We start from the raw sequence: 18,573 nt of genomic DNA on the forward strand, positions 1-18,573 counted from the left end.
CTCCAGGGCCACCCTGGGCCTTCCCGGGGCCACTCTGGGCCCCACCAGAGCCGTCCTCGGGGGCCCCGGGGCCCTCCCCGGGCTTCCCTGACGGCGAGGCGGGACCACCCCGCCCGCCGAACGTCTCGCGCAGCTTCCCGCCCAGCCCGCTCGCCCCGCCCGCGATGTCCCGCACCAGGCCCATCAGCGGATCCTTGCTGGCCCGCACGGACTCCACGTAGTGGCTCGCGGACTCCCGGAAGGAGTCGCTCACCGACGTGTCCTTGTCCTCCGAGCGCCGCGGGTAGTGGCCGTCCATGATCCGCTGGTGGTCGCGGCTCTCCGCCCACCGCTTGAGCTCGGCCGCCCGCACGGTCGTGAAGGGGTGCGACCGCGGCAGCACGTTCATGATCTTCAGTACGGAGTCGCGCAGGTCGCCGCCCGCCTCGTACTCCTCGGCCTGCGCGAGGAACGCGTCCACGTTCATCTCGTGCAGGTGGTTGCCGCCCGCGATCTTCATCAGGCCGCGCATCGATGCCTGGAGGTCCTGGCCCACCAGCAGCCCGGCCCGGTCCGCCGACAGCTCCGACTTGCGGAACCACTCGCGTAGTGCCGTCACGATGGCCATCACCGCGATGTTGCCCAGCGGAATCCAGGCGATCTTGAGCGCGACGTTGGTGAGGAAGAGCAATATCGTCCGGTAGACCGCGTGACCCGAGAGCGCGTGGCCGACCTCGTGGCCGACGACCGCCCGCATCTCCTCCTCGTCCAGCAGCTCGACGAGGCCGGTGGTCACCACGATGATCGGCTCGTCCAGGCCGATGCACATCGCGTTCGGCTGCGGGTCCTGCGTCACGTACATCGGCGGGACCTTCGGCAGGTCCAGGATCGCGCACGCGTCCAGCAGCATCTCGTGCAGGTGCGGGAACTGCTGCTCGCTCACGCGCACCGAGTCCGACAGGAACAGCAGCCGCAGGCTGCGCTCCGGCAGCAGGCCGCTCAGCGCCTTGAAGACCGTGTCGAAACCGGTCAGCTTGCGCAGGGCCACCAGGGCGGAACGGTCCGCCGGATGCTCGTACGCGCGCGAGGAGATCTCCGGGAACCGTTTCCGCTGCCTGCCGGGCACCCGCTCGTGGCCTCCGCCTGCGCTTCCGCCCGCGCTTCCGTCCGCGCCTCCGCCCGCGGAGAAACGCTCGCCGTCGCCGCCGTTGCCGTCACTCATCGCGACCCCCTCAGTGGGCTGATCAGGACCCGTCCCCCGGCCGTCCGACCCGGACGCTGCCTCCCTGGGCCCACCCTAGGCCCACACCGGGCCCCGCAGCAGGCGCCGGCGTCGGCATGGCTACCGTGGAGGCATGCCCGACATGCACGCGCTCGCCGCGCTCCCCGGTTCCACCGACCTGCTCGCCGTCTCCAGCAGCGACCAGGGGCCCGGAAACCTCATCCGCACGGTCCTGGTCGTCGGTGTCGTCGGCATCGTCTTCCTCGCCTGGTTCCTGCTGCGCGGGTACGGCAAGAAGGACTGACCTGTGGAGTCGGCGTGAGCGCGCCCACGCCCCCCGCATACGATGTGGCAGAAATCTCTGCCCGTAACCAACGTTCCGGATAGGTCCTGCCGACTATGAGCGCTATCGCCTCAGCCCACACCGCCCTGGTCTCCCTCGCCTCCGAGGGCGAGCACGTGGACACCCACTCGAGCCTCAGCCCCTACATGACCGGCGGTGCCGCCCTGGTCATCCTGCTGCTGCTCCTGTGGGTCACGACCCGCTTCAACCGCGACCGCTGATCCGGTCGTCCCCGAGGCGGCCGGATCAGCGGTCGCGTTGCAGTGTGCCCTCAGTAGGGTCTGCACGCGTGACTCCTCCACCCACGAAGGGGGCGGCTTCTCACTCGGCTCTGCCGAGCCTCATGACGGCCAAGCCCTGACCGCTGCGCTGGGCAGGGCCTGAGGGTACTACTCTGCCTTGCGGCTCCGAGGGCGAAAGGATGTGCTTCCTTCCCTGCTTCGGTAGCGGGGCCTTAACGAGGAGAGCGTGGTGGGAGAGCAGACAGGGCCCGTGAAGCGGCGGCTCGGAGTGATGGGCGGGACGTTCGACCCGGTCCACCACGGCCACCTGGTCGCCGCCAGCGAGGTGGCAGCGCGGTTCCATCTCGACGAGGTGGTCTTCGTGCCGACCGGGCAGCCGTGGCAGAAGAGCCACCGCGAGGTGTCGCCCGCCGAGGACCGCTACCTGATGACGGTGATCGCCACCGCCTCCAACCCGCAGTTCTCGGTCAGCCGCATCGACATCGACCGCGGCGGCCCCACCTACACCACCGACACCCTCCGCGAGCTGCGTGCGCTCAACGACGACGCGGACCTGTTCTTCATCACCGGCGCCGACGCGCTGGAGCAGATCCTCACCTGGCGGGACACCGAGGAACTGTTCTCGCTGGCCCACTTCATCGGCGTGACCCGGCCGGGCCACATACTGGCCAACCCCGGCCTGCCCGAGGGCGGCGTCTCGCTCGTCGAGGTCCCCGCGCTGGCCATCTCCTCCTCCGACTGCCGCCTCCGCGTGGCGCAGGGCGACCCGGTCTGGTACCTGGTCCCCGATGGTGTGGTGCGCTACATCGACAAGCGCAAGCTGTACCGGCACTGAAGGGCACGTGAGGGGCACCGGTGAACGACCGACAGGACCCGTACGCGCAGGACCCGTACGCCCAGCAGCCGCAGGTGTACGGCTATGACGCCTATGGGCAGCCGGTGTACCGGCCGGACGCCCCGGAGCGCGTGTACGACCAGTACGGACAGCCGGTGCAGCAGCCGGTGGCACCCGCGCAGCAGCAGGGGTACGGCTACGAGGCCCAGGGCGGCGGTTACGACCCGTACGGCCAGGCCGCACAGCCGCAGCAGGGCCACGAGCAGTACTACGACCCCCAGCAGCAGTCCCAGCAGCAGACTCAGCAGCAAGCGCAGCAGACCCAGCAGCAGGAGTGGATCCCGCGACAGGCCGGCGCACCCGGCCACGAGACCCACGTGGCGCCGGAGGAGCACCCCGGTCCCGAGCAGCACAAGGTGCCGCAGCAGGCGCCCGCCCCGGACTACCGCACCGAGCAGTTCTCGTTCATCGAGGAGCCGGACGGCGACTCCGAGGACGTCATCGACTGGCTCAAGTTCAGCGAGAGCCGCACCGAGCGGCGTGACGAACGCAAGCGCAAGGGCCGCAACCGTGTCGTCGTGCTCGTCGTGGCCCTGGTGCTCGTCCTGGGCGGCGTGGGCGCCTACCTGTGGCTGTCCGGCTCGGGCGGCAAGAAGGGCAGGACCGCGGCGGGCGGCGCGCAGAAGCGCGACGTGATCGTCGTGCACCTGCGGCAGACCCAGGGCGGCGGCAGCTCCACCGCCCTGCTGGTCGACAACGAGACCACCGGCAAGGGCACGACGGTCCTGCTGCCCAACGCCCTGGCCGTCGCCAAGGACGGCGGCGGCTCCACCACGCTCGCCAAGTCCGTCCAGGACGAGGGCACCGGCGCGACCCGGGACGCCCTCGGCACCCTCCTGGGCGCCGACATCAAGGGCAGCTGGCGGCTGGACACCCCGTACCTGGAGAACCTGGTCGAGCTGGTCGGCGGGATCGCCGTCGACACGGACACCGACGTCCCCGACGCGAAGCCCGGCGACAGCCCTGTGGTGCGCAAGGGCTCGCAGCAGAACCTGGGCGGCCGGATGGCCGTGGCGTACGCCACGTACCGGGCGACGGACGAGGCCCCCGACAGGCAACTGGCGCGCTTCGGCCAGGTCATGCAGGCGGTGCTGAAGAAGCTCTCCGGCGATCCCGCGGGCGCCACGCGCACCGTGGAGTCCCTCGCCCAGATCCCCGACCCCTCGCTCCCCGTCGAGCAGCTCGGCGCGTCCCTGGCCCACCTCGCGACGCTCGCCAAGAAGGGCTCGTACGACACCACCGCGCTGCCCGTGCAGTCCGACGGGACGCTCGGCGCGCAGGCGACCGACAAGGTCGTCAAGGACGTCCTGGGCGGCACGGTGAAGAACACCGGCAAGAACACGACTCCCCGGGTGAGCGTGAAGAACGCCACAGGAGGCAAGCCCGCCTCCGGCTCGGCCCAGGTCACGCTCGTGAACGGCGGCTACACCGTCGTCGACGCGGGCACCGCGGGCACGGCGGAGGCCACGTCCGCGGTGACCTACGAGGACGACCGGCGGGCCGCCGACGCCAAGGAGGTCGCCAAGACGCTGGGGCTCCCGGACAGCGCGGTGAAGAAGGGTAAGGGCGCGGGCAACGCGGACGTGACCGTGGTCCTGGGCAAGGACTACAAGAGCTGACGCGGCCCGCCTTTTCCGGGCGCCGCCCCGTGTGCCCGGAAAAGGCAGGGAGAGTCGCGTGCCGGCCATGAGACCCTTGGGGCGTAGTACTGACCCCTTTACGAAAGCATGGCTTGTGACCGCCACGGACCGCTCCATCGAGCTCATCAAGGCCGCCGCGCAGGCGGCCGCAGACAAGCTCGCGCACGACGTGATCGCGTACGACGTCAGCGACGTGCTGTCGATCACCGACGCCTTCCTGCTGGCTTCGGCCCCCAACGACCGCCAGGTCAAGTCGATCGTCGACGAGATCGAGGAGCGGCTGCTCAAGGAGCTCGGCGCCAAGCCGGTGCGCCGTGAGGGCGACCGCGACGCCCGCTGGGTGCTGCTCGACTACGTCGACATCGTCGTCCACGTGCAGCACAGCGAGGAGCGCGTCTTCTACGCTCTGGAGCGGCTGTGGAAGGACTGCCCGGAGATCGAGCTGCCCGCCGACGCCGTCGCCACCCGCGGCAAGGCCGCCGAGCACGAGGCCGGGCAGCCCGGCCTGGACGGTGAGCTGAGCTGAGCGGCGGCACGGGCGGTACGGACGCGGACGCCGTGGCCGACCGGGGGCGGCGCATCGTCCTCTGGCGGCACGGCCAGACCGCGTGGAACCTGGAGCGCCGTTTCCAGGGCTCCACGGATATCGAGCTGACCGGCACCGGCGTCGCCCAGGCGCGCCGGTCCGCCCGGCTGCTGGCCGCGCTGCGGCCGGACGCGATCGTCGCGTCGGACCTCCGGCGCGCCAGGGCGACCGCCGCCGAGCTCTCGGCCGTCACCGGCCTCCCGGTCTCCCACGACGCCGCCCTGCGCGAGACCTACGCGGGTGTCTGGCAGGGCCTCACCCACGCCGAGATCATGGAGCGCTACGGCGAGCAGTACGCCGCGTGGAAGCGCGGCGAGCCGGTGCGGCGCGGGGGCGGCGAGCTGGAGACCGAGGTCGCCGACCGGGCCGCCCCGGTCGTCCTCGACCAGGCCGACAAGCTGCCGGACGGCGGCACGCTCGTCGTGGTCAGCCACGGCGGCACGATCCGTACGACCATCGGCAGGCTGCTCGGCCTGGCACCGGCCTCCTGGGAGGCGCTCGGCGGCCTCTCCAACTGCTGCTGGTCCGTGCTCGGCGAGGGCGCCCGCGGCTGGCGCCTGCTGGAGCACAACGCGGGCACGCTGCCGGAGCCGGTCCTCGGCGACGACGCCTGAGGCAGCCTGAGACCACCCGGGATCCCCTGGGACCACCCGGGACGACTGCCTCCGTGGGCCGCCAGTGGCCCGATTTCACATCCGGGCAGGTCACAGGCTAAAGTTCTTCTTGTTCGCGGGGAACGCGGAGGGAAACCTCCGGGGAGCCGAGAACAGCGGGGCTATAGCTCAGTTGGTAGAGCGCCTGCATGGCATGCAGGAGGTCAGGAGTTCAATTCTCCTTAGCTCCACAGTCGGAACGATCCCGTCCTTCCTTACCGGAAGGGCGGGATCGTTGCTGTTCCCCCGTCAGGCCGTGGCAGAATCGGACGGCGGGAGCGGACGGGGCCAAAGGGGAGGGATCGGCTGACCCATGGGTGCACACAGCCGGAAGTGCGACTGGTGCGGCAGCGGAACGCCCATCGTGCGCGACATGGAACCGCTCAACTCCTCCTACCAGTACTGGTGCGTGGAGTGCGCACGGGCGCTGATCATAAAAGGCGACCCCATCGAGACCTACCGCGAGCTCGAAGGCGAGCCCATCTACGGCCGGTTGCTCGACGAGCACTGCACCCTGAAGCGCTTCTACTCCTTCGCCACGGCCTGACGCATTCGTACGGCCTGAAGCATTCGCGCGGCCTGACGCGGAGCCGACCGGAGCCGGCCCGGAGCCGAGCCCGGGGCTGACACGGAGCGCTTTCCTCCACCGCGCTCCCTCCCGCACGACGGAGTGAATTCCCGCGCCGCGAGCAACCCCGGCCGCGACGGCGCGCGTCCTGAGGGGTGAGAGCTGCCGCCGGAAACGGCCGGCGGCACGGGGGAAGCATGGAGGTCACCACGTGACCGAGACCACGATCAGCCCTGCCCTCAAGCAGGAAGCCGCAGCCGAACTCACACCCTTCGTCGACGCCCTGCGCGTGCCGCCCCTGCTGCGGCCCGACCGCGAGGAAGCACTCGCGGGCATCGAGATCGACCTGACCGCCACCTGGGTCCGGCTGCACTCGCAGCTGCCGCCCACCCGGGTCTGGGCCTACGAGGGCCACTTCCCGGGGCCGACCATCGAGGTCCGCCGCGGCCACAGGTTGCGGGTCGCCTGGACCAACCGGATCAGTGGCGACTATCCCGTCACCGCCGTGGAGGCGAATCCCGTACCGGGCGCGCCCGCGCCCAGTGACGTGCCGGGCCGCAGCGGTGCCGTGCCGCTGCCCGAGGTGGCCGCGCTGCCGCCGTGGACGGTGACGCACCTGCACGGCGCCCCCACCGGGGGCGGCAACGACGGCTGGACGGAGAACGCCGTCTCGCCGGGCGACAGCCAGCTCGCCGAATACCCCAACGACCACCGTGCGGTCGCCTGGTGGTACCACGACCACGCGATGGACATCACCCGCTGGAACGTCTACACCGGCCTCGCCGGGATGTACCTCGTCCGGGACGCGGAGGAGGACGCGCTCCGGCTGCCGGGCGACGAGTACGAGATCCCGCTGATCGTCCAGGACCGCAACCTCGACCAGGACGAGGACGGCCGCCTCACCGGACGGCTGCTGCACAAGACGGAGATCGCCACGCAGGACGCGCAGGGCAAGAACGTCGCCAAGGCGTTCCTCGGCCCGTACACGCTCGTCAACGGGGTCATCTGGCCGCACCTGGACGTCGAGGCCCGCTGGTACCGCTTCCGGCTCCTCAACGCCGCCAACGCCCGTATCTTCCAGTTCCGTCTGGTCGACGACGTCACGGGCGAGCCGGTGCGCGGGGCGGTCTGGCAGATCGGCACGGACGGCGGGCTGCTGCCCCGCCCGGTGCCGCTGGACGAGCCGCTGCCCGTGGCGCCCGCCGAGCGGATCGACCTGCTCGTCGACTTCGGCAGGCTGCGCGGGCGCCGCCTCCGGCTGGTCAACGCGGCGCCCGGGGCGCGTTATCCGCAGGTGATGCAGTTCCGGGTGGGCGAGGACCCGGAGCACGACCGGTTCGTGCTGCCGGAGGTCATCTCCAGCTCCTTCCAGCGCATCACCCACGAGACAGCGCCGAAGCACGGCCACCGGCTGATCGCGCTCACCCCGCCGGGGACCGCGGGGAACGGCCATCCGGCGCTGTGGGAGATGCATCAGGTCGACCCGGCGGAGGTGCAGATCCCGAGCGAGGGCGTGATCCAGCTCAAGGCACCGGACGGCACTGTGCGCACGTACCGCAGGGGTGCCCGGCTCTTCGACGACACGCTCGGCTTCATGGTCGGCCACGACAGCTGGGAGCAGTGGAGCTTCCTCAACCTGGGCGGGCCGACGCACCCCATGCACATCCACCTGATCGATTTTCAGGTCCTGGGCAGGGAGCTCTACACGGTGGGCCCGGGCGGCTCCTTCGACCAGACACTGGGCGGCACCCGCGCCCCGCTGGAGCACACCGGCCAGGCGCCGGTGTCGGACAGCGACGCGGGCTGGAAGGACGTCATCCAGGTGCCCGCCGGGCAGATGGTCAACGTCATCGGCCGCTTCCACGGCGCGAAGGGCCGCTTCATGTACCACTGCCATCTGCTGGAACACGAGGACATGGGGATGATGCGCCCGTTCGTGGTGATGCCGGAGGAGGTGATGGCGTTCCACCACGGCGACGGCGGCGACCACCATGGAGGTCACTGACCGCGGGTACTGACGCCCCGGGACGCGATGTCCTGGCGTGAGCCAGCAACAGGAACGCCACAGCGGCGGCCGGATAGCACGCCGAGAGCAGCATCTGGCCGCCGTTCTGGTGGAGTTCGAGCCGTCCCCGCGGCCCGTGGGGCACCAGCCACAGCGCGTACGAGCAGAACAGCGCGCCGCAGGCCACGGTGGCCATCCACCACGCGGCACCGCGGCGGCCCGTCGCGCGTACGGCCTCCGTGGCGAGCAGCAGCACCATGGGCACGCACCACACCCAGTGGTGCGACCACGAGACAGGGCACACGAGCAGTGCCGTCGCCGCGCACGCGAGCACGCCCCAGGCGTGCGCGGTGGGCTCCGGCCCGTACAGCCGCGCCCGGACGGCGACGGTCAGCCCCGCAGCGGCCACCACGGCCGCCGCGGCGGCCCACCAGACGCCCGGATCGCCGGTGTGCAGCAGCCGGGCCAGTACGCCGCGCAGCGACTGGTCGGCGGTGTCCTCGGCGTGCCCGACCCGGTCGGTGGCGAACAGCATGTCCGTCCAGTAGCGCCAGGAGTCGTACGGCAGGACGAGAGCCCCCACGGCCGCCGTGCCCGTGAAGGCCGCGCACGCGACGGCGGCCTGCCGCAGCTCCCGCCCGGAGCCGCGCGACGCCGGGCCGGCGGCGGCCTCGCGCCGGGCCAGGCCGGTCATGGCGAGGAAGACGGCGAAGAGCGCCGGGGTGAGCTTGATGCCCGCCGCGATCCCGATGCCCGCGCCCGCCCAGCGCCCTTCCCGGCCGGTGGCGCGTGTCACGTCCCACAGCACCAGCACGGCGAGGAGGAGATTCACCTGTCCGTAGCGCAGGGTCGTCCACACCGGCTCGCACCACACGCACAGCGCGGCGGCGACCAGCGTCACCGCGGCCCGGGGCGGACGCCCGGCCAGCCGCAGCGACAGGTGCGCGAGGGCGAGCAGCAGCCCGAGGTCGGCCAGGGCCGTCAGCGTGCGCAGCGGGGCGGTGGCGACCAGCGTCAGCGGGGTGAACAGCAACGCCGCGAAGGGCGGGTAGGTGGTGGGCAGGCGCGCGTGGGTGGCCCGCATCGCGTAGAGGTCGCCGCCGGTGCGTACGGTCCAGCCCTCCGCCCGGTAGACCAGCAGGTCGATCATCGACACGTGTGCCGCGCGCTGCGCGAGCCAGAAACAGGCGAAGGACGCCAGGCAGGCCGAGGCCGCGAGGGCCAGGCGGGCGGATGCTGCGACCGGCGCGGCGCGGCGGGCTGTCACAGGGCGCGACTCCGGGGCGTGGGCTGGGGCATGGGCGACAAACCGGACATGGCAGGCCGACGCTACCCCGTCGGCACCCCTTTGATGCGCGCCCCGGGCCCCGAAGAGGAAGCGATTTGGCAGATGGGGGGGAAGGCCGTGTAAGGTAATCCATGTCGCCAGGGGGAACGGGCCGGAAAGGGTCGGGAAAGCCGGGCGGACAACAGAACAAGGGGCTATAGCTCAGTTGGTAGAGCGCCTGCATGGCATGCAGGAGGTCAGGAGTTCAATTCTCCTTAGCTCCACAGTGAATGAGCGGGCCGTCCGGAATGGGCGGCCCGCTTTTCGTCGTGCTCAGGGTTCAGGGATCAGTGCCCGATGCCCGATGCCGGTGCTCAGCGCTCGGTGCCCGGTCGTGTCACCTCTCGTCGGTGCTCCTGTCGAGGTGCAGGGCCAGAGCGGGGCAGCGGCGGACGGCCCGGAGCGCGCGACCCCGCAGATGCGCGGGCACCCCGGTGTCCGCGAGCGCCGGATAGCCGTCCGGGCCGAGCCGGACGAGTTCGGGCAGCAGCCCCGCGCACAGCCCGTGGCCCTCGCACAGCGTCCAGTCCACCGCGAGCCGCTCGGTGCCCGCCGGTCCGCCGTCCTCCGCCCCGGCGGGCCGGGGCAGCGGGAGCACTCCGGCCGTGCCGCGCCCGCAGCCGCCGCCCAGGACGTGCGCGGCCAGGTCGTCGGTGAACGCCGACAGGGCGCTCAGCGTGAACCGGGCGGCCCCGTCCGGATGCCCGCACGCCCCGCGCCCGCGCACGGCCCCGGCGGCCTCCCGTACGGCCTCCAGGGCGCCGCGGCCGCCTCCGGCCACCACGTCCGCCAACGCCCCGGCCACCGACGGCAGGCCGAGCTTGCAGGGCCCGCACTGCCCGGCCGACTCGGCGGCCAGCCAGTGCGCCACCCGGACCGTCTCGCCCAGCGGGCAGGTGTCCGCGGGCAGCGGCAGCACGGCACCCGCGCCCAGTGCCCCGCCGCAGGCCGCGAGGGCGTCGTGGGAGACGGCGGCCCCGCACGCGGTCGCCGCGTCCAGCCACGCCCCGTGGTAGCCACCGGTCAGCACCCCCTGGAGCGCGGGATCGGCGCCGCAGGCCCGCAGCACGTACGTCAGCGGCACCCCGCTCGGCGCCTCGACGACCCGGGGCTCGGGCACCGCGCCGGAGACGGTGAGCAGCAGCGTGCCGGGCTCGGCGGGGGAGCCCGTGGTGGCGTAGCGGTCGGCGCCCAGGTGCGCGGCCAGGGCGAGTTGGGCGTACGTCTCCGTGTTGGACAGTAGCGTCGGCGCGCCGCCCAGACCCTCCTCGCCGGCCCTGCCGTGGCGTCCGGGCGGCAGGGGGAGCCCGCCGTCGGCGGCCCGCAGCAGGGCGGAGGACTCGCCGGAGACCAGCCGCTCGGGAAGGCGGACCACCCGTGCGCGCAGGGCCCGGCCGCGCCGGTCGGAGAGCCCGCGCTCGGCCAGTGCCTCGCGTACGGACAGCTCGGTCGCCGTCCGGGTCACCCCGATCACGAGGGTGTTCGCGCCGAGTGCCTCGGCGGCCAGCAGGGCGCCGTCGAGCACCAGGTGCGGGGCGCGGGCGAGCAGGACGGCGTCCTTGCGGCAGGCGGGTTCGCCCTCGCAGCCGTTGACGACCACGGCGGGCCGTAGCCCGCGCCGCCGGGCCGCGTGTGCCACGGACCGCAGCTTCCGGGCGAGCGGGAAGCCCGCGCCGCCCCGGCCGCGCAGCACGACGGTTTCCGCGAGCCCGGACAGCTGGGCCTCGGTCAGCCGGGGCGCGGAGCCGTGCACGGCCAGGTGTGCCCTGCGGTCCAGCCGTGCCGCGGTGTCGAAGCCCGCCGTGAGCCGGGGGAGGCCGAGTGCCAGTACCTCGGGCACGTCGGGCAGCGGGGCGCTCACCGGCCCCGCCCCGCGCCGCCGTGCCCGCCGGCCCGGCCGAGCGCGGCGGCCCGCCGTGGTGCGGACCGGGCGCGCGGGCGGTCGGGTAGGAGCGCGGCGGGAGAGTGCGCGCCGGACGCGTGGGAACGGACGGGGCGTGGGGCAGGCGCCGTCCCGGCGGAGGACACGGCGTGCCTGCCGGGTGCCGCTGTTCGCGCCGTTCGTGCTGTTCGTACGGGAGCCGCGGGTGTCGCGGGTGCTGCGGATGTCGCGGGTCCGGTGGCAGCGGCCCGGCCGCGGCGGACGCGGACGTACCGGAAGATGAGCGCGGCGGCCACCGCGGCGAGACACAGGCCGTAGCACACGGTCACCCAACCCGCCGGTTCGCGGCCCGCGTTGAGGCCGTGCAGCACGGCCGCGCACCACGCCGGATACGCGCAGGCGTGCAGCACGCGCCAGCGCCGCGCGTGGCTCCTCCCCCTCGTCCCCGCGAAAGAGCTCCGCAGTGCGCCGGTCGCCCCGGCGAGCACCATCAGGTACGCCGCGAGGGAGCCGAGGCCGATCAGGCCGCCCGCGCCGCGCACTCCGGACGTGAAGGGCACCAGGGCGGCGACGGGTGCCGCGTGCGCCTCCGCGACCTTGACGGCGATGTGCGTCAGGAGGAAACCGAGCGCGCAGACGGCGGTCGCCCGGTGCACGGCCTGCGCGAGCAGCCGGGCGCGCGGGCCGAGCAGCAGTCGGCCGGTGGCGATGAGCCCCCAGACGACGGTGGCGGTGAGCGAGACCAGCGCGAGGACGCCACCGGTGTGGTCGAGGAAGCGATTCATGGCGCAGCACGCTAGGGACGTTCGCGGGGGCGAGGGGTCCGCTTCCCGCAACCCCGATGCGGTGGGGGTCTCCGCTGCTAACGTCTGTCTGTTCTTCAGGTGCGCCTGTCGGGTTGCCTCTTGCGCTCGGTGCGCGGCTGCGGGCTGTCGTCGGCTGGTCGCGCCCACGCGGCGGAGCCGCATAGGGAAACAGCCCCGCGCCCCTGACGGGGCGGAGCCCCGTTCGAGTGCAGGCCCCTTCGCGACATATGCCTTCATGTCGCACACCGGCGAGAAGGCGGCAAAGTGCCCTGCGTAAAGACCGGTTGATGGTCTTCCCCTGACTCTTCCTTGGCCTCATCTTGGCGAACACATGCCCCATGGATGAACGGTTCATCGAGAGAGTGGCGCGACGTATATGCGCGTCCACGCAAGGACCGCCGTACGCGACCACGAACGCATCGCAGGGGGTTACATGAGATCGACCCGCTCCAGAGCCCGCGCAGGGCTGGCCCTGGCGGCATCGCTGCCGCTGGCCGCCGGCGCCCTCGCGCTCGGCATCCCGGCCGCCCACGCCGACTCGGACCCGCACGGCAGGCAGACGCTCCAGGGCACCAAGCCGCTGTGGGCCACGCCGTCGGCCGACCGCGGCACCGTCGCCGACTCCAACAGGGTCGGCGCCCGCGTCTACCTCGCGGGCCGGGACGCCAAGGGCCTCGCTTCCTACGCGCAGGCCGTCTCCGACCCGAAGTCGGCGTCCTACGGCAAGTACCTGTCCGCGAAGCAGGCGCAGGAGCGCTTCGGCGCGACCAAGGAGCAGATAGCCAAGGTCACCTCCTGGCTGACCTCCTCGGGCCTGAGGGTGACCGGCACCAACCAGCACTACGTCACCGTCAGCGGCGACGCCGCGGCCGCCAAGAAGGCGTTCGGCACCGAGCTGCACAACTACGCCAAGGACGGGAAGACGTACCACGCCCCGGAGAAGGCGGCCACGGTCCCCGCCTCGCTCGACGGCGCCGTCCTGACGGTCGTGGGCCTCAACAACGCCCCGCGTCTCGCCCACCACGACGAGACCCTGCCCGGCCCGAGCACCGCCTTCCGCAACGCCGGGCCGTTCTCCACGTACTACGGCTCCAAGGTCAACACCAGCCTGCCGTCCGCCTACGGCGGTCACGTGCCCTACGCCGTCAAGGGCTACACCGGCAAGCAACTGCGTGCCGCCTACGGGGCGAAGAACTTCACCGGCAAGGGCGTCACCGTCGCGATCACCGACGCGTACGCCTCGCCGACCATCGCCAAGGACATCGCGGAGTACGCCAAGCGCAACGGCGACCGCGCCTGGCGCAAGGGCCAGTTCTCCCAGGTGCTCCCGGCCGACTGGACGCACACCGGCCCCAAGGAGTGCGACGCGGCCGGCTGGTACGGCGAGGAGACCCTGGACATCGAGGCCGTCCACGCGGTGGCCCCCGAGTCCGACGTCGTCTACGTCGCCGGCGCCTCCTGCCAGGACGACGACCTGATCGACGCCCTGCACAAGATCGTCGACGGCCGCCTCGCCGACATCGTCTCCAACTCCTGGGGCGACGTCGAGGCCAACGAGACCCCGGACGTCGCGGCCGCCTACGACCAGCTCTTCCAGCAGGGCGCGGTCGAGGGCATCGGCTTCTACTTCTCCTCCGGTGACGACGGCGACAACGTCGCCAAGCACGGCAAGAAGATGGTCGACACCCCCTCGAACTCCGCGTGGGTGACCTCCGTCGGCGGCACCTCGCTCGCCGTCGGCAAGGGCGACAAGTACCTGTGGGAGACCGGCTGGGGCACGCACAAGGCGCCCCTGTCCAAGGACGGCCTGACCTGGGAGGGCTTCCCCGGCACCTTCACCGGTGGCGCGGGCGGCGGCACGAGCGCGGCCGTCGAGCAGCCCTTCTACCAGCGCGGGGTCGTCCCCGAGGCGCTGTCCAAGGCCAACGGCACCGCCAAGCCGATGCGCGTCGAGCCCGACATCGCGGCCGTCGCCGACTCCAGCACGGGCTTCCTCGTCGGCCAGACCCAGACCTTCCCGGACGGCTCGCAGAAGTACGACGAGTACCGCATCGGCGGCACCTCGCTCGCCGCTCCGGTGATCGCGGGCGTCCAGGCACTGGCGCAGCAGGCCCGCCACGGCGTGCCGATCGGCTTCGCCAACCCGGCGATCTACGACCGCTACGGCACGGCCGCCTACCACGACGTGACCGACCACCCGCTGGGCCAGGGCCAGGGCCTCGCGGTCGCGCGCGTGGACTTCGTCAACAGTGTCGACGACAAGGCGGGCACGACCACGTCGCTGCGCAGCCTCGGCGGCGACAGCTCCCTGACGGCGACCCCCGGCTACGACAACGTCACGGGCGTCGGCTCCCCGGCCGATACGTACGTGACGTCGTACATCCCGGGCAAGAGGCACTGACGGGGGCGCCCCACAGGGGCGCGGGGCTGTGACATCGTGCGGCTCCGCCGCGCGGGCGCGAGCAACCGCTGACGGCCCGCAGCCGCCGACGGACGGGCAGCCCCGAGCCAGTAGGCGCCCACCGGATAAAGAGAGGCCCGCACCGTTCACCCCGGTGCGGGCCCTTCGGGCCCTGCGGTAACCTGACCCCATGCGTGCCGTACGCCTTCTGCTTAGCGGGCCGCGCTGATCAAAACCGACCGGCAGCCCGGTCGGTATCGGCGCGGCGTCCCCTCCTGTGCGAGGGGATTTTTCATTTCCGCAGGTACCGCAGGTAGAGACGACGACGATCGATGGAGCTTTGAGGACGATGAGCGAGACCAATACCGCCGCCGAGGTGGCCCCGCACCGCTACACGGCCGCGCTGGCCGCTGACATCGAGGCACGCTGGCAGGACGTCTGGGACGCCGACGGCACCTACGCGGCACCCAACCCCAGCGGTGACCTGGCGGGCGACCCCGCGGTCGTGGCCCGGCCCAAGAAGTTCATCATGGACATGTTCCCGTACCCCTCCGGTGCGGGCCTGCACGTCGGTCACCCGCTCGGCTACATCGCCACCGACGTCTACGCGCGCTACCACCGCATGACGGGCCACAACGTCCTGCACACCCTGGGCTTCGACGCCTTCGGCCTGCCCGCCGAGCAGTACGCCGTGCAGACCGGCACGCACCCCCGGGTCTCCACCGAGGCCAACATCGAGAACATGAAGGCCCAGCTGCGCAGGCTGGGCCTGGGCCACGACAAGCGCCGCTCGTTCGAGACGATCGACCCGGCGTACTACAAGTGGACCCAGTGGATCTTCCTGCAGATCTTCGACTCCTGGTACGACCCGGAGGCGCGCAAGGCCCGCCCGATCGCCGGGCTGGTGGAGCAGTTCGAGCGCGGCGAGCGCCAGGTGCCGGGCACGCGCGCGTGGAGCGAGCTGACGGCCGCCGAGCGTGCCGACGTGCTGGGCGAGTACCGCTTGGCGTACGCCTCCGACGCGCCGGTCAACTGGTGCCCCGGCCTGGGCACCGTGCTGGCCAACGAGGAGGTCACCGCCGACGGCCGCTCCGAGCGCGGCAACTTCCCCGTCTTCAAGGCCAAGCTGCGCCAGTGGAACATGCGGATCACCGCCTACGCGGACCGCCTGATCGACGACCTGGAGGAGCTGGACTGGCCCGAGGCCATCAAGCTCCAGCAGCGCAACTGGATCGGCCGCAGCGAGGGCGCCCGCGTCTCCTTCGACGTGATCGGCCACGACGAGAAGATCACCGTCTTCACCACCCGCCCGGACACCCTGTTCGGCGCCACCTACATGGTGCTCGCCCCCGAGCACGACCTGGTCGACGCCGTCGTCCCGGCCGCGTGGCCCGAGGGCACCAAGGAGGCCTGGACCGGCGGCGCTCGCACCCCGGCCGACGCCGTCGCCGCCTACCGCAAGGCCGCGCAGGCCAAGACCGACGTCGAGCGGCAGACCGAGGGCAAGGACAAGACCGGCGTCTTCACCGGCGCGTACGCTCGCAACCCGCTGACCGGCGAGCCGATCCCCGTCTTCGTCGCCGACTACGTCCTGATGGGCTACGGCACCGGCGCCATCATGGCCGTCCCCGGCCAGGACGAGCGCGACTGGGAGTTCGCGACCGCCTTCGAGCTGCCCGTCGTGCGCACCGTCGCCCCGCCGGAGGGCTGGGAGGGCGAGGCGTACACCGGCCAGGGCCCGGCCATCAACTCCGCCAACGACAAGCTCGACCTGAACGGCATGGAGGTCGCGGAGGCCAAGCGCGCCGCCATCGACTGGGTCACCGAGCAGGGCATCGGCGAGGGCACCGTCAACTTCCGCCTGCGCGACTGGCTGTTCAGCCGCCAGCGCTACTGGGGCGAGCCCTTCCCGATCGTCTACGACGAGCAGGGCATCGCCCACCCGCTGCCCGAGTCCATGCTCCCGCTGGAGCTGCCGGAGGTCGAGGACTACTCCCCGCGCACCTTCGAGCCGGACGACGCCGACACCTCCCCGGAGACCCCGCTCTCCCGCAACGAGGACTGGGTCAACGTCACCCTGGACCTGGGCGACGGCCCCAAGCGCTACCGCCGCGAGACCAACACCATGCCCAACTGGGCGGGCTCCTGCTGGTACGAGCTGCGCTACCTGGACCCGCACAACGACGAGCGCCTGGTCTCGGCCGACGCCGAGCAGTACTGGATGGGCCCGCGCGAGGGCCAGCCGCACGGCGGCGTCGACCTGTACGTCGGCGGTGCCGAGCACGCGGTGCTGCACCTGCTGTACGCCCGCTTCTGGTCCAAGATCCTCTTCGACCTGGGGCACATCTCCTCGAACGAGCCCTTCCACAAGCTCTACAACCAGGGCATGATCCAGGCGTACGTCTACCGCGACAGCCGCGGCATCGCCGTACCGGCCGCCGAGATCGAGGAGCGCGACGGCGCGTTCTACTACCAGGGCGAGAAGGTCAGCCGCCTGCTCGGCAAGATGGGCAAGTCCCTGAAGAACGCCGTCACGCCGGACGAGATCTGCGCGGAGTACGGCGCGGACACGCTGCGCCTGTACGAGATGGCGATGGGCCCGCTGGACGTCTCGCGCCCCTGGGACACCCGTGCCGTCGTCGGCCAGTACCGCCTGCTGCAGCGCCTGTGGCGCAACGTGGTGGACGAGAACACCGGCGAGGTCACCGTCGTCGACACCGAGGCCGACGAGGCGACCCTGCGCGCCCTGCACAAGGCCATCGACGGCGTCGGCCAGGACCTGGCGAACCTGCGCTTCAACACCGCCATCGCCAAGATCACCGAGCTGAACAACCACGTGACCAAGCTGAGCGAGGTCCCGCGGACCGTCGCCGAGGGCCTGGTGCTGCTGGTCGCCCCGCTCGCCCCGCACATCGCCGAGGAGCTGTGGCGCAAGCTGGGCCGCACCGGCTCGGTCGTCCACGCCGACTTCCCGGCCGCCGACCCGGCCTACCTGGTCGACGAGGCCGTGACGTGCGTCGTCCAGATCAAGGGCAAGGTCAAGGCGCGCCTGGAGGTCGCCCCGTCGATCTCCGAGGAGGAGCTGGAGCGGGTCGCCCTGGCCGACCCGGCGGTCGTCGCCGCGCTGGGCGGCGCGGGCATCCGCAAGGTCATCGTGCGGGCGCCGAAGCTGGTGAACATCGTCCCGGCCTGAGGCTGAGCCCGAGCCTCAGGAGGGCCGAGCCTGAGCCTGAGGAGGGCTGAGGGAAGCTGAGGGCAAGCGCCTTCGGGATTTCCCCTACGGGCAGGTTGGGGGTTCTCAAGGAACCCCCAACCTGCCCTTTGCGTTTACGGTGGAGGGGTGCCGCACGGGCCCGGACGGGACCCGTTCTTCATCCGTCAACATTCGTGAATCATGCGACCGACCCGCTGAGGAGCGTTCATGGAAGCCGTGGCCGTGATCGTCGCGCTGGTCTTCGCGGTCCTCGTCACCCTCGGGGTGATCGCCACGGTCAAGACCGTGCGCGCCGTCAAGCGCGGCGTGGACCGCACGGTCGGCCAGGCCCGCCGCACCGTCGAGGACACCCGTCTCAAGGCCATGAAGTACACCCAGCCCGGCGCGGCGGCCGAGGTCGCCGAGCTGCGCCTCGCTCTGCGCACGTCGATGCGCGCCACCCAGGACGCGCTGCGCCTCGCCGCCGCGGAGGACCCCTCCCTCACCGAGGCGACGGCCCTCTTCGAGCGCCTCAGCGTGCACGGCCGCGAGCTCGACGACGACCTCAAGCGGCTGGAGAACGAGCCCGACAAGACGCGCGTCGCCGAGCGCCTGCCCGAGCTGCGCGAGCGCACCGAGCGCGTCAAGGGCAACGCGGACGCGCTCCGCTGGGCCGCACAGGACCGCGCCCAGCGCTTCGCCGACGACGACCTGGAGACCCTGAGCGGCCAGATCCAGATGGAGGCGGGCGCACTGCGGCACTGGACGACGACGGAGGACACCACGGAGAAGCCGGTGAACACCGCCGCCGCCCCCGCCCCGGAGCAGCCC

General features: G+C 72.1%; 14 protein-coding genes, 2 tRNA genes and 1 pseudogene. 13 read left to right on the forward strand and 4 right to left on the reverse strand.

Translation table 11 applies throughout. The features are described from left to right. The coding region (locus K6I34_RS11780; RefSeq protein ID WP_238488709.1) for a M48 family metallopeptidase at positions 1-1,201 on the reverse strand (1,201 nt) is incomplete at its 3' end. Positions 1,202-1,334: 133 nt separating this feature from the next. On the opposite strand from K6I34_RS11780, the gene K6I34_RS11785 reads away from it, so the two are divergent. The 9 genes from K6I34_RS11785 (at position 1,335) to phsA (ending at position 8,133) form a co-directional block, all read left to right on the forward strand. Further along, entirely contained in the window at positions 1,335-1,505 is a 171-nt protein-coding gene (locus K6I34_RS11785; RefSeq protein ID WP_229325029.1) for a hypothetical protein, read from the forward strand. Between the two features lie 95 nt (positions 1,506-1,600). Beyond that, positions 1,601-1,765, forward strand: coding sequence for a hypothetical protein (locus K6I34_RS11790; protein WP_229325031.1), 165 nt, complete (start codon positions 1,601-1,603; stop codon positions 1,763-1,765). A 292-nt stretch (positions 1,766-2,057) separates the two neighbouring features. Further along, positions 2,058-2,621: a nicotinate-nucleotide adenylyltransferase gene (nadD, locus tag K6I34_RS11795; RefSeq protein ID WP_229325050.1), complete on the forward strand. Its 564-nt coding sequence runs from the start codon at positions 2,058-2,060 to the stop codon at positions 2,619-2,621. A 20-nt stretch (positions 2,622-2,641) separates the two neighbouring features. After that, positions 2,642-4,300 (forward strand): LCP family protein, encoded by a 1,659-nt coding sequence (locus K6I34_RS11800; RefSeq protein WP_229325033.1) that lies wholly within the window; start codon positions 2,642-2,644, stop codon positions 4,298-4,300. A 115-nt stretch (positions 4,301-4,415) separates the two neighbouring features. Next, positions 4,416-4,847 (forward strand): ribosome silencing factor, encoded by a 432-nt coding sequence (gene rsfS / locus K6I34_RS11805; protein WP_229325035.1) that lies wholly within the window; start codon positions 4,416-4,418, stop codon positions 4,845-4,847. Then, positions 4,844-5,521, forward strand: coding sequence for a histidine phosphatase family protein (locus tag K6I34_RS11810; RefSeq protein WP_229325052.1), 678 nt, complete (start codon positions 4,844-4,846; stop codon positions 5,519-5,521). The genes rsfS and K6I34_RS11810 overlap by 4 nt, the downstream gene beginning before the upstream one ends. Positions 5,522-5,678: 157 nt before the next feature. Further along, a tRNA-Ala gene (locus K6I34_RS11815) sits at positions 5,679-5,751 on the forward strand. Between the two features lie 122 nt (positions 5,752-5,873). Further along, complete coding sequence (locus tag K6I34_RS11820; protein WP_116211774.1) at positions 5,874-6,107, forward strand: hypothetical protein; 234 nt, start codon at positions 5,874-5,876, stop codon at positions 6,105-6,107. A 232-nt stretch (positions 6,108-6,339) separates the two neighbouring features. Continuing rightward, a complete protein-coding gene (gene phsA / locus K6I34_RS11825) occupies positions 6,340-8,133 on the forward strand; it encodes an O-aminophenol oxidase PhsA (protein ID WP_308293996.1) in 1,794 nt (597 codons plus the stop codon). Positions 8,134-8,155: 22 nt separating this feature from the next. Here phsA and K6I34_RS11830 read toward each other — a convergent pair. Continuing rightward, positions 8,156-9,400 (reverse strand): annotated as a pseudogene (locus K6I34_RS11830) (glycosyltransferase 87 family protein); the annotation flags it as partial. A 211-nt stretch (positions 9,401-9,611) separates the two neighbouring features. Here K6I34_RS11830 and K6I34_RS11835 point away from each other — a divergent pair. Continuing rightward, a tRNA-Ala gene (locus K6I34_RS11835) sits at positions 9,612-9,684 on the forward strand. Between the two features lie 113 nt (positions 9,685-9,797). Here K6I34_RS11835 and K6I34_RS11840 read toward each other — a convergent pair. Then, positions 9,798-11,321: an NADH-quinone oxidoreductase subunit NuoF family protein gene (locus K6I34_RS11840; protein WP_229325039.1), complete on the reverse strand. Its 1,524-nt coding sequence runs from the start codon at positions 11,319-11,321 to the stop codon at positions 9,798-9,800. Beyond that, the gene (locus tag K6I34_RS11845; protein ID WP_229325041.1) at positions 11,318-12,127 is read right to left on the reverse strand and encodes a hypothetical protein; all 810 of its coding nucleotides are present in this window, start codon (positions 12,125-12,127) and stop codon (positions 11,318-11,320) included. Before K6I34_RS11845 ends, K6I34_RS11840 begins: the two co-directional genes overlap by 4 nt. A gap of 454 nt (positions 12,128-12,581) precedes the next feature. On the opposite strand from K6I34_RS11845, the gene K6I34_RS11850 reads away from it, so the two are divergent. From K6I34_RS11850 to K6I34_RS11860, 3 genes are all read left to right on the forward strand, one after another. Next, the gene (locus K6I34_RS11850) at positions 12,582-14,549 is read left to right on the forward strand and encodes a protease pro-enzyme activation domain-containing protein (RefSeq protein WP_229325043.1); all 1,968 of its coding nucleotides are present in this window, start codon (positions 12,582-12,584) and stop codon (positions 14,547-14,549) included. A gap of 349 nt (positions 14,550-14,898) precedes the next feature. Continuing rightward, complete coding sequence (gene leuS, locus K6I34_RS11855) at positions 14,899-17,742, forward strand: leucine--tRNA ligase (RefSeq protein ID WP_229325045.1); 2,844 nt, start codon at positions 14,899-14,901, stop codon at positions 17,740-17,742. Between the two features lie 228 nt (positions 17,743-17,970). Then, positions 17,971-18,573: hypothetical protein (locus tag K6I34_RS11860; protein ID WP_229325047.1), on the forward strand; the 603-nt coding region annotated here is incomplete at its 3' end.

It is taken from the genome of Streptomyces sp. UNOC14_S4, from assembly GCF_020740835.1.
Taxonomy (GTDB): domain Bacteria; phylum Actinomycetota; class Actinomycetes; order Streptomycetales; family Streptomycetaceae; genus Streptomyces.

Coding starts and splice junctions, on each gene's coding strand:
- leuS (WP_229325045.1), top strand. CDS start 14,899: ATGAGCGAGACCAATACCGCCGCCGAGGTGGCCCCGCACCGCTACACG.
- K6I34_RS11820 (WP_116211774.1), top strand. CDS start 5,874: ATGGGTGCACACAGCCGGAAGTGCGACTGGTGCGGCAGCGGAACGCCC.
- K6I34_RS11845 (WP_229325041.1), bottom strand. CDS start 12,127: ATGAATCGCTTCCTCGACCACACCGGTGGCGTCCTCGCGCTGGTCTCG.
- K6I34_RS11785 (WP_229325029.1), top strand. CDS start 1,335: ATGCCCGACATGCACGCGCTCGCCGCGCTCCCCGGTTCCACCGACCTG.
- nadD (WP_229325050.1), top strand. CDS start 2,058: ATGGGCGGGACGTTCGACCCGGTCCACCACGGCCACCTGGTCGCCGCC.
- K6I34_RS11850 (WP_229325043.1), top strand. CDS start 12,582: ATGAGATCGACCCGCTCCAGAGCCCGCGCAGGGCTGGCCCTGGCGGCA.
- K6I34_RS11790 (WP_229325031.1), top strand. CDS start 1,601: ATGAGCGCTATCGCCTCAGCCCACACCGCCCTGGTCTCCCTCGCCTCC.